Below are 11,131 nucleotides of genomic sequence, written 5' to 3' on the forward strand. Positions count from 1 at the left end.
CCCGCAGGGGTCTGCGGGCGGGCGGCGGCCCGAGGGGGTGCGGCGTCCGGCGTCAGCCGGTGGCCGTGCAGGTCAGGGTGGGCAGGGCGTTGGCGCCGGTGTAGTTGGCGCCGAAGCCGAAGCTCGTGCTGGCACCGGCTCCGACCGTGCCGTTGTAGGACAGGTTGGTGACGGTCACGGCCTGGCCGGACTGGCTGAGCTGGCCGTTCCACAGGTTGGTGATCTGCTGGTTGCCGCCGAAGTTCCAGGTGACCTTCCAGGTCTTGATCGCCGCGTTGCCGGCGGTCACCGTGACGTCGGCGTTGAAGCCGGCGCCCCAGTCGTTGCTGACCTTGTAGGTGGCGGTGCAGCCCGCTCCGGTGCCGCCGGACGCCTGGGTGGTGGCCACCAGGGCCGCGGAGGCCGCGGAGACGTTGCCCGCCGCGTCGCGCGCCTTGACGGTGTACGAGTACGCGGTGGACGCCTGCAGCCCGGTGTCGGTGTACGAGGTGCCGGAGGTGGAGCCGACCAGGGTGCCGCCGCGGTACACGTCGTAGCCGGTGACGCCGACGTTGTCGGTGGACGCGGTCCAGGTCAGGGCGACGCTGCCGGCGGTGGTGGTCGCCGAGAGGCCGGTGGGCGCGGACGGCGGGGTGGTGTCGCCGGTGCCGCCGCCGGTGGAGGTGGTGACGCTCAGCGCCGCGGAGGCCGCGGAGACGTTGCCCGCCGCGTCGCGCGCCTTGACGGTGTACGAGTACGCGGTGTTGGCGGTCAGGCCGGTGTCGGTGTACGAGAGGTTGCTGGTGGAGCCGACCAGGGTGCCGCCGCGGTACACGTCGTAGCCGGTGACGCCGACGTTGTCGGTGGACGCGGTCCACGACAGCGTGACGCTGCTGGCGGTCTTGGTCGCCGAGAGGCCGGTGGGCGCGGTCGGCGCGGTGGCGTCGCCGGTGGACGATCCGAGCGCCGGGTAGGCGTTCTTCAGCAGCTCCTGGAACTGCGCGGAGAACCAGTGGCCGGCCAGCGGGGCGTTGGGCAGCGCGCCCGACATGTTGTTGTTGTTGCGCGCGTTGCCGGTGTACGTCGGGTCGCACATCCGGTCGAAGCCCTTGCCCTCGTTGTTGTCGACGGCCTGGCTCGCGCCGTCGGACTCGCCCGGGGGCTTCACCCACACGTACGCGGCGATGCCGTCCTCGGGGGCGGCCTTCGGGCGCTCGCCGAGGCCCGCACCGGACTGGTTGCACCAGTTGCCGGTCTGGAAGCGCCGGTCGATGCGGCCGCCGTCCACGTACGCGTCCACCGAGGTCTTCGGGCCCGGGCCGGTCGGACGGTTGGCGCCGCCCCAGCCGTTGCGGGAGGTGTCGATCAGCATGCCGATGTTGGAGTTGAACCCGGACGCGATCGCCTTGGTCCGCCACGCCTTGGCGAAGGACGCCTCGTCGACGTAGTTGTTCCAGTCCACCCACTTGCTCTGGCGGACCGTGGTGCCGTTCACCGAGTCGCCGACGGTGAAGTTCGGCTCGTGCAGCGCGCCGTAGTTGGCGGTGTTGACGACGAAGCCCTGGACGTTGGCGAGCGTCGAGCCGGACGCCGTGGCGGCCTGCTTGATGGTGTCGATGGTCGGCTGCAGGTTGGAGTCCCAGCCGAGCCAGCCGTGGTGACCGGCGTCCACGTAGTTGTAGACGTTGGGGATCGCGCCCAGCTTGGCCAGCGCGTAGCCCACGCCGTTGATGTAGTTGCCGTTGGCCTTCATGACGTCGCACGCGGGGGTGGCGGTGGCGGTGCCGCCCGCGTTGGTCACCAGGTTCGGCAGCGAGTCGAGCTCGATCGTGGTGACGATCCGCAGGTTCGCGTAGGCCGGGTCGGCCAGGATCGCCGCGATCGGGTCGATGAACTCGCTCTTGTAGCGCGGCAGGTCGGTGGGGCCGAGCTCGCCGTTCGAGGCCAGGGCGGCGCAGTCGCGGCCCGGCAGGTCGTAGATGACGACCTGGAACACGTACGGCTTGCCGGCGGCCTGCTGCACCGCGGCGTTCAGGTGGTCGCGCAGTCCCATGCCGCCGTTGACGCCGTTGATGGCGGCGATCCGGTCCAGCCAGAGGAAGGTGGGCTGGTTGGAGACCGCCGAACCGCCCGGCTCGGCGGCGGCGTTCGCGGACCACTCGGGGTTCACGTAGACCCCGGCGCCGACAAAGGGGTTGTCCACGCGGGTGGCCGCCTGGGCGGCGGTCGTCGACATGGCAATGGGAAGCACGGTCGCGGCGCTGAGCACCGCGGCCGCCGCTGCCGTCCGGAGACGACGCGTCAGATTTGCCGACACGGTAAGGGAGTCCTTTCGGGTGGGGGACGGACTCGATGGAAGCAACTCCCAACTAATGGGAGCGCTCCCATACTTGGCCCCGGCAGAGGCGAACTCGGCCTGGGAACAACCGATATGAAGCCATGACCTCGCAGTGCCGTCAAGAAGTTGCGCAGAAACCGTGGGAGCGCTCCCGCCGAAGTGGTGGAACCTCCGTGCCCGGCACGGCCGTTCACCCCTGCTGGCACCCGGCACGACACCGCACCGGCCCCACCCCGCCCGTCGCCCGGGAGCGGACCGGGCGCCCCCGCGAAACTTTCACGGCGCCACCGGGGCGGCGGCGCGGAGCGCGTCCGGGCCCGCGGGGCGGGCGGTGCCGCACGCGTCGCGGACCTGGCGTGACGGGGCGCCGTGGCACGCTGGGAGCGACCCGGATTCCGAGGAGGAACGCGTGCCCGCCCGACCGAAGTTCGACGACGACCAGCGCCGCGCCCGCCTGGCCCTGCGGCACCGCCTCGCCCCCGGCGCCCGGGCCGACCGGGCCGAGCAGGTGGTGGACGACCTGGTGGCCGTGCACGCCACCGACCCGGCCACGGTGTTCCTCGCCGTCTCGGCCCGGCTCGCCACCCCCGGCACCGCCGACACCGAGCGGGCCCTGTACCGGGACTGCTCGATCCTGCGCCGGCACGGCATGCGCAGCACCCTGTTCGCGATCCCGGCCGCACTCGCCCCCGCCCTGTACGCCTCCACCACCGCCAAGGCCGTGGCCCGCGAACGCGCCCGCCTGCTCAAGGACTTCGCCGCCTCCGGCCGCGACGCCGGATGGACCGCGCGGGTGGAGGCCGCCGTCCGCGCCGCGCTCGCCGACTCACCCGTCGAACTGACGGGCAGTCAACTGGGCGAGCTGGTACCGCAACTGCGCGAGACGATCGTCTACGGGGCGGGCACCTCGTACCAGACGGAGCAGTCGATCAGCATGCGCCTGCTGCGCCTGCTCGGCATGGAGGGCAGCATCGTCCGCCGCCGTCCGGTGGGCGGCTGGACCAGCAGCCAGCACCGCTGGGCCCTCGGCCCGGCCGCCCCCGAGCAGCCCTCCGCTGCCGAACGGGCCGACGCGCAGCGCGAGTTGGCCCAGCGCTGGCTGGCCCGCTACGGCCCCGCCACCGAGGACGACCTGGTGTGGTGGACCGGCTGGGGCCTGCGCGAGGTCCGGGCGGCACTGGCCGGCTGCGCCGCCGTCGAGGTCGAACTCGCGGACGGCGGAACGGGATTCGTGCTCCCCGACGATCTCGAACCGGTCGCCGCGCCGGCCCCGTGGGCCGCGCTGCTGCCGGCCCTGGACCCGAGCGCGATGGGCGGCAGGCACCGCGACTGGTACCTCTCCCCCGACCACCGCCCGCAACTCCTCGACCGCTCCGGCAACCTCGGTCCGACCGTCTGGTGGAGCGGCCGCATCATCGGCGCCTGGGCGCAACGCCCCGACGGCGACGTCGTCTTCCAGCTCCTGGAGGACGCCGGCCGCGAGGCCCACGACGCCGTCGCCGCCGAGGCCGCCGCCCTTCGCAGCACCCTCGGCGACGCCCGCGTCACCCCCCGGTTCCGCACGCCGCTGGAGCGCCGCCTCACCGCCTGAGCGCGCCTTCGCGCCGTCGCCTCCCGGTGCTTGACCGTCAGCGGACGGCGAGCTTCTCGATCGCCCGCAGGACCGTGGCGGGCGAGCGCAGCGGCGGCAGGTGGTCGACGCCGGTGAGCCGGACCAGTTCGCAGCCGAGACGGGCGGCGGTCCGCTCGGCGCAGTCGATCGCCGGGCGGCGGTCGAGGTCGCCGATCAGGACCGTGGCGGGGATGCCGGCCAGCTCGCCGAGGCGGTCGAAGACCGGCGGGTCGGGCTGCTGGTGGATGTCCTCGTCGGGCCAGGCCCGGGCGGCGGACCGCAGTTGGGCGACGGCCGCCGCGTCCGAACCGGCTGCCGCCCACTCGCGCAGGCCGAAGGCGGTCAGCCCGTCCAGGTCTCCGCCCGCCACCAGCCGGTCGTACTCGGCGTCGGCCTCCGGCTCGGCCGGCCACGGGTAGCCGGGCACCCCCGGGCACAGCAGCACCAGCGACGCCGCCCGCTCGGGCTGCCGGCGCGCGAGCCCGAGCGCCGTCCCGCCGCCCATGCTGCAGCCGACCAGGTGGACCCGGTCGAGCCCGAAGCGGTCCAGCACCGCGTACAGGTCGGCGAGGTTCGAGTAGGCCGCGGTCGGCCGGGGCGAGCGCCCGTAGCCGCGCACGTCGTAACGGATCACCCGGTAGCGCCCGGTGAGTTCGGGCAGCAGCCCGTCCCAGATCCGCGAGTCGCCCACCCCCGGGTGCAGCAGCACCAGCGGCGGCCCGTCACCGCCGCTGTCGGCCGCCCACACGTCCCCGTCGCCCACCCGGATCAACCCGTCCCATGTCATGCCAGTCATTCTCCGAGGCGCCCCGCCCGCCCGCTCGGAATTTCGGCCCGACGGACCCGTCCTGAGCGGCCACCGCCCTGCCGCACGGCTCCCCGCTCCCGTCCCCCGCGCACGCTGCAGCGGCTGCCGCTACGTCACCTGCTCGGCCTCGCGTGCCGCCACCGCGTCACGATGGCGGACCGGCTACTGCGGCGGCTGCTCCTCCCCGGCGCGGGCGGCAGCGATCAACTCCTCGCCGCTCCAGGCAAGTCGGCCGGAGCGGAGATCGGCGAGGACGGACTCCAGCCAGTCGCCCTCGGCTGCGGCGACGGCGCGGGTGTACTCGGTCTCCAGCATGGCGACCCGGGGGACGCCGAGCGCCGCCGTGTCGGCGAGCGCGCGCTCCTGGGCGGCCTGGCCGGCGCGGACCGCGGCGAGGCGGGCGGTGAGGGCCTGCTCGATCTCGTCCGGCGCGAGCAGCATCAGGTTGGAGAGGGCGACCGGGAACTCGGGGAACTCGAGCTTGGGCTCGCGCAGCATCTCCAGCAGCCAGGTCCGCGCGGTCGCACGGCCGGCGTCGGTGACCTCGTAGACGGTGCGCTCCGGGTACTGCTGGTCGCGCCCGGTCTCGCGCACGGCGATCAGCCCGGCCCCGAGCAGCCGGTCGATCGCGCGGTAGAGGCCGGTGCGCTGCCCGACGTTGACCACCTGGTCCTTGCCCCACTCCTTGAGCAGCCGCTGCATCCCGTACGGGTGCAGCGGCTTGAAGTGCAGCAGCGACAGCACGGTGAGCTGGATCGGCGAGCTCTTGGGGGCGCTACTCATGATCCGGATACTACTCCCAGCGGAACTAGTTGCAGTGGAACTAGTTCCGATGCAACTATGGAAGGGCCGGCAGGGAGTCGGCACCGACGGACGGCGCTTCCCGTCCGAACCCGAAGGAGCGCGAGGACATGGCAAGGAAGATCACCACCGCCCTGGTCGTCGGCGGCGGCGTGGCCGGCCCGGTCACCGCGATGGCCCTCCAGCAGGCGGGCATCGAGGCCACCGTGTACGAGGCCTACGACGGCACCGCCGAGGGCGTCGGCGCCGCACTCGGCCTCGCGCCCAACGGGCTCGCCGCACTGGACGCGATCGGCCTCGGCGACCGGATCCGACGGCTCGGCGACCCGATGACGGCGATCCTGCTGCAGAGCTGGAACGGCCGGCGACTCGCCGAGATCGGCAGCCCGGACACCCTGGAGCCGACCCGGCTGGTCCTGCGCAGCGACCTCTACCGGGCGCTCTACGACGAGGCCCGCCACCGGGGCATCCGGATCGAGCACGCCAAGCGGCTGACCGGAGTCGAGGAGGGCGAGGACGCCGTCACCGCGGAGTTCGCCGACGGCACCACCGCCACCGGCGAGTTGCTGGTCGGCGCGGACGGGATCCGCTCCACCGTGCGCACGCTGATCGACCCGGCCGCCCCGCGCCCGCGCTACGCCGGGCTCCAGGGCTTCGGCGCCGTCAGCACCGAGGCCGGCCTGGTGCCGGACACCGGCGGGAAGATGGTCATGACCTTCGGCAAGCGGGCCTTCTTCGGACTGCAGGTGATCGGCGGCAAGGCCGTCTGGTTCGTCAACCTGCCGCACCCGGAGCCGTTGACGCAGGCCGAGGCGGTCTCCCGCGGCCCCGAGCGGTGGCTCGACGTGCTGGCCGAGGCCTGCGCCGACGACCGCACCCCCGCGCCGGACCTGATCCGGCGCACCGATCCGGCCGAACTGCTGGTGACCGGTCCGATGGAGAGCATGCCCCGGGTGCCGCACTGGAGCCGCGGCCGGATGGTCCTGACCGGGGACGCGGCCCACGCCCCGTCCTCCAGCTCCGGCCAGGGCGCTGCACTGGCGATCGAGAGCTCGGTGGAACTCGCCCGCTGCCTACGGGACTTGCCCCTCCCCCGGGCACTCGCCCGGTACGAGGAGCTGCGCCGCCCGCGGGTGGAACAGATCATCAAGCAGACCGAGCGCACCAACAGCACCAAGGCGGCCGGTCCGGTCGGGCGGGTGCTGCGCGACGCGCTGATGCCGCTCGGCATGAGGCTGGTGAACCAGGAGAAGCTCTCCCGCCCGCTCCGGCACCGGATCGACTGGGCCGCGCCGGCCGCCTGACGGCCCGTCATGGCTCGCCGGCCGCCTGACGGTCCGTCATGACGCTCCGGCCCGCCGACGGTCCATCACTGACCCGGATCGGCCACTGCCGGTCGCGGCGATCAGCGAACGGCCGCTCCGCGACCGGGGTCAGAAACGGAAGCCGATGACGCCGTGGCCGGGGCGTTCCGCAGCCGCCTTCATCCAGCCGAGGGCCTGGAACACCGCATCGACGAGGGACTGGTCCCCGAGCGGGGGAAGCGGGATCCGGCCGGCTTCCACGGCTTCCATCGTGTCGCCGAACTGGCGCAGGCCGAGGGCGACTTGATCAGGGGTCCAGCTGCCGCAGCCGGGCGTGCAGCTGGGCGGAACGGGGGCCGGGGCCGCGCCGTGGGCGAAGTCGGTGACGCTCACGGCGGTGACGCCGAGGTCGGTGAGGCCGCGGTCGACGACGGAGAGCCAGTCGCCCCGGTGCGGGGTGAAGGAGTCGTTCGGAAGGAAGCGCCCGGTGAACTCGCACAGCCGCTCGTACGCGTAGCCGTACTGGAAGACGTACTGCTCGGGGGCGGTGAACGGCCCGCCGTGGACCACGGCGCGCAGAGCCTCGTAGGCGCTGGGAGCGCCGTCCGCGATCTCGTCCTCGAAGTACTCGTCCGCCTCCGCGAGCCGGTCGGCGAACTCGGCGCGAAGGGTCTCCAGGAACCGGTCGTCGCCGGAGCCGACCAGGGCCCGGGTGGCCGCGACGTCGAGCAGGTAGACGTGCAGGGAGGAACTCATGGCCATGAAACCTACCGGCGGGCCCATTGCGCCGGGGAGCCGGGGCGCCGCCATTCTGGCGGCCGGTCACCGCTGCACCGTCGGGGGCCCCACGGTCCGGACACCGGCGACCTCCGGTGGGAGGTCCGCACCGACGAACGGCCTTGAATCGCAGACTGCGTGCGACCCGCGCACCGTCAAGTCGGCCGTGCCGCTCCCTTTCTGACGGCTCGTCGGCTGGCTCGGTTCTCCTTCGCGCTTGTGGTCGGCGCTCGCAGCCCTTCGGGCGTTGACGCCGAGGGAGCTCCCGCATCGGCTGTTCAATCCCTTGCCCTCCTAGGATCCCTAGGCTATATCTTAGGACTCCTAGGAGGGCATGTGGCGCAGGGCGTTCTGACGGCGGAGCGGGTGACGATCGCAGGTGCCGAACCGGCGGACGAGGTCGGGTTCGACCGGGTGACCGTGGCGCGGGCGGCGCGCCGCCTCGGCGTGACGGATGCGAGCCGCTACCCGCACGTCCGCAGCCTGGAGGACCTGCGCGGACTGATCGCGCTCCTGGCGGCGGACGAGAAGACCGTCCGCCTCGCGGAGCAGACCGCCGGGCAGGCGGGCAGAGACGCGCTGGCTGCGTCTGCGAACGCCTGGCGGGAAGCGGTTCGTCGCCCTGGAAGCCGCGGAGGGTTCGCCCAGCCGTGCTTGCCGGAGCTGTCCCGGACCCGCGCCCTCGACGCCCTGCGCTCCCTCCTGGAGCACTGGCCCCCGTCCCGAGAAGGAGAACCCGCATGACCACCCCGAGCACCGGCAGGCTGCGCGTGAACGGCGCGACCCTGCACTACGAAGTGCGCGGCCGGGGCCCGCTCCTGCTGCTGATCCCCGGCGGGACGGGCGGCGCGGCCGCCTTCGACGACATCGCCGACGACCTGGCCGCCGAATACACCGTCGCGACCTACGACCCGCGCGGCATGTCCAGAAGTACACTGGACGACCCCGAGGCCGAGCAGCTGGTGGCCGAACACGCCGACGACGCTTTCCGGTTGCTGGAGCTGCTGTCGCCCGGTGAGCCCGCCCGGGTCTTCGGCGCCAGTTCGGGCGCGATCGCCGCCGTGCACCTGCTCACCGCCCACCCCGGCCACGTCGAGCGCGTCGTCGCGCACGAGCCGCCGATGGTGGGGGTCCTTCCGGATGCCGCCGAACACCGCGCGGTGATCGCCCGCGTGCAGGACACGTTCCGCACCCAGGGGCTCATGCCGGCGATGGCGGTGTTCGCGGCGGCGCTGAAGAGGGAGGGCGAAACCACCGAGCCGGCGGTCGAGTTGAAGCTTCCGCCGCAGGCAGCGGCGCGGGCCGAGCGGACGATGGCCGACCTTCCGTACTTCGTCGGCCGCATCGTGCCCAGCTTCATGGCCTACACCCCGGACCTTCACCGGCTGGAGGCGCTGTCGGACCGGCTCGTGCTCGCCTGCGGCCGGGACTCGCGGGGCGAGCTGCCCTACCGTCCGGCCGCCTTCCTGGCCGAGCGTCTCGGCACGGAACTCGTGCACTTCCCCGGCGGCCACATCGGCCTGACCACGCACCCCGCCGAGTTCGGCGAACTTCTTCGGAAGACCCTCCGGACCCGGCCCTGAAGCCCCACTCCTCCCGGCCGGCCCATACCCACCGACCGTCAGGCCAACGGGCCGTCGACGTGCCGATCACCACCGCTCCTCCGCCCGCCTCCCGGAACACCCGACGAGGCGGTAGGAGGAGCAGTGGGCAGGGGCCGGGACACGCTCGTGGCCGTACGCGCCGCCGTGGCGGGGGTCCTGACCGCCGCCGACACCCGCCGGCGCGCGGCAACGGCCCCTGGCCGACCGCGAGTCCTCCGGCCCCCGCCCGAGTCAGCTCCGGACAGGTCGCCGAGGCCAGGGCCGTGTTCTGCCGACCGCCCGCCTCTGTCGTGCGTGGTCCATCCAGCAGAGCAGCGAGAGAGAGCGCCGTCCAGACGCGCTGCGGCAGTCACCCGGCCGCGGCCCCGGATCGGTCCCCGGCGTTGCACGTCAGCCACGGGCCCGGCCGCGACTGCGTGTTGGCCCGCCGGCCGCCTACGACCTCCACCCCGCCCGGCGTTTCCGCCGCTGCGGGCCGAGCCCCGGCGCCGTCCCCTCCACCGGGGAAGAACCCGTCGTCCGACCGGGGCGCAGAGCTTCCGCTTAGCGTGGGGGGCAGGCGGCTGCGGAGGGAGTGTGGAGGGTGATGGGCGAGGGGTTCACCCGCGCAGGCACGGGGAGTGAGAAATGGGCGCGGGCGGGGGTGGGCCGGATCGCGCTCGGGATCGCGGACATGGACCTTCCGGGGCCCGCCGCGGTCGGGGCGGCGCTGCGGGTGCGGGCGGGGCATCCGGCGTTCGGGTACCCGGTGGCGGAGGCCGCCGACCGGGCGTTGGTGGCCCGCTGGTACCGGCGGCGGCACGGGGTGGAGGTGCCGCCGGAGTGGGTGATGCTGTTGCCGTTCGCACCGGGGACGGCCGTGCGGCTGCTGCTGGAGGCGGCGCGCCCACTGTCCGGTCCGGCGGTCTGCGTGACACCGGAGTGGGACGGGTTCGCCCGCTACTGCCGGGCCGCGGGTGTGCCCCTGCGCGAGGTGCCACTGCGGCACGTGCCCGCCGGAGCACCCGCCCCCGCCACCGGTCGAACCCGGGGGGAAAGCGCTTTCCCGTCCTCCCCGGGCCACCCCGCCAGCCCGGCCCACACCCCACCGGAAAGCCCTTTCCCACCGCCCGCGCGGCAGACCGCTCGCCGCCGGGAGCTGGACCGGGAGCACGCCCGGACCTGGCCCCGCTCCCACCCGGAGGGCGCTTTCCGCCTCCCCGTGGAGGAGATCGCCGCCGCCCGCCCCGGAATGGTGCTGCTGAGCAGTCCGAACAATCCCACGGGCCGGATCTGGCCGGCCGCGGACATTCGGGCGCTGGCCGCTGCGGCGGCGCCGGGGCTGCTGGTCTCGGACGAGGTGCACGGCGATCTGCGGCACCCGGACGCGGGGGTGCCGCACCCGGTCGCGGTGGCGGTGACGGACGGCGCGCCGAACGTGGTGACGCTGAACTCGGTCGGCAAGACGTTCAACGTGTCGGGGGTGCCGAGCTGCCTCGCGCTGGTGCCGGATCCGGCGCTGCGGGCGAGGTTGGCGGAGGTGATGGCGGGGTTCGGGCTGTGGGAGGGCGGCCTGCTGGGCGCCCTGGTGCAGCGGGCGGCGCTGGCGGAGGGCGAGGCCTGGCTGGCCGGGCTGCTGGAGCACCTGGTGGCGGCGCGGGAGTTGGCGACGGCGGCGCTGGGCGGTGCGGTGCTGGCCCGCCCGCAGGCGTCGTTCCTGCTCTGGCTGGACGGGTCGGGTCTGGGCACCCGCGAGGAGGTGCTCACGCAGCGTCAGGTGGAGCTGGCGGACGGGGCGGGTTTCGGTCCGGCCGGATCCGGCTGCCTGCGGCTGAATTTCGCCCTGCCGCTGGACCGGCTGCGACTCGCGCTCACCCGCTTGACCTGCGGGTCGGTGGGTTGAGCGGCGTCGAGGTTTGCCCGGGGGCA

At 73.9% G+C, this 11,131-nt stretch carries 9 protein-coding genes; 5 read left to right on the forward strand and 4 right to left on the reverse strand.

Annotated elements, in window-relative coordinates:
• Positions 1-52: 52 nt before the first annotated feature.
• Complete coding sequence (locus ACFV1L_RS10720; protein WP_380364878.1) at positions 53-2,215, reverse strand: glycoside hydrolase family 6 protein; 2,163 nt, start codon at positions 2,213-2,215, stop codon at positions 53-55.
• A 511-nt stretch (positions 2,216-2,726) separates the two neighbouring features.
• Here ACFV1L_RS10720 and ACFV1L_RS10725 point away from each other — a divergent pair.
• The gene (locus ACFV1L_RS10725) at positions 2,727-3,908 is read left to right on the forward strand and encodes a DNA glycosylase AlkZ-like family protein (RefSeq protein ID WP_380364879.1); all 1,182 of its coding nucleotides are present in this window, start codon (positions 2,727-2,729) and stop codon (positions 3,906-3,908) included.
• Between the two features lie 37 nt (positions 3,909-3,945).
• On the opposite strand, the gene ACFV1L_RS10730 is transcribed toward ACFV1L_RS10725, so the two are convergent.
• Both ACFV1L_RS10730 and ACFV1L_RS10735 read right to left on the reverse strand, forming a co-directional pair.
• Entirely contained in the window at positions 3,946-4,716 is a 771-nt protein-coding gene (locus ACFV1L_RS10730; RefSeq protein WP_380364880.1) for an alpha/beta fold hydrolase, read from the reverse strand.
• Between the two features lie 183 nt (positions 4,717-4,899).
• On the reverse strand, positions 4,900-5,520 hold the full coding sequence (locus tag ACFV1L_RS10735) for a PadR family transcriptional regulator (protein ID WP_380364881.1): 621 nt from the start codon (positions 5,518-5,520) through the stop codon (positions 4,900-4,902).
• A gap of 128 nt (positions 5,521-5,648) precedes the next feature.
• On the opposite strand from ACFV1L_RS10735, the gene ACFV1L_RS10740 reads away from it, so the two are divergent.
• Positions 5,649-6,842: an FAD-dependent oxidoreductase gene (locus ACFV1L_RS10740; RefSeq protein WP_380364882.1), complete on the forward strand. Its 1,194-nt coding sequence runs from the start codon at positions 5,649-5,651 to the stop codon at positions 6,840-6,842.
• 129 nt (positions 6,843-6,971) lie between these two features.
• Here ACFV1L_RS10740 and ACFV1L_RS10745 read toward each other — a convergent pair whose 3' ends face one another.
• Positions 6,972-7,598, reverse strand: coding sequence for a hypothetical protein (locus ACFV1L_RS10745; RefSeq protein ID WP_380364883.1), 627 nt, complete (start codon positions 7,596-7,598; stop codon positions 6,972-6,974).
• A gap of 357 nt (positions 7,599-7,955) precedes the next feature.
• Between ACFV1L_RS10745 and ACFV1L_RS10750 the strand changes: the two genes are divergently transcribed.
• The 3 genes from ACFV1L_RS10750 (at position 7,956) to ACFV1L_RS10760 (ending at position 11,105) form a co-directional block, all read left to right on the forward strand.
• Entirely contained in the window at positions 7,956-8,363 is a 408-nt protein-coding gene (locus ACFV1L_RS10750) for a hypothetical protein (protein ID WP_380364884.1), read from the forward strand.
• The gene (locus ACFV1L_RS10755) at positions 8,360-9,202 is read left to right on the forward strand and encodes an alpha/beta fold hydrolase (RefSeq protein WP_380364885.1); all 843 of its coding nucleotides are present in this window, start codon (positions 8,360-8,362) and stop codon (positions 9,200-9,202) included. Before ACFV1L_RS10750 ends, ACFV1L_RS10755 begins: the two co-directional genes overlap by 4 nt.
• A 694-nt stretch (positions 9,203-9,896) precedes the next feature.
• The gene (locus tag ACFV1L_RS10760; protein ID WP_380364886.1) at positions 9,897-11,105 is read left to right on the forward strand and encodes an aminotransferase class I/II-fold pyridoxal phosphate-dependent enzyme; all 1,209 of its coding nucleotides are present in this window, start codon (positions 9,897-9,899) and stop codon (positions 11,103-11,105) included.
• The last annotated feature ends 26 nt before the right edge of the window (positions 11,106-11,131 follow it).

Origin of the sequence: Kitasatospora sp. NPDC059646 (assembly GCF_042734615.1) — a bacterium.
Lineage (GTDB): Bacteria > Actinomycetota > Actinomycetes > Streptomycetales > Streptomycetaceae > Kitasatospora.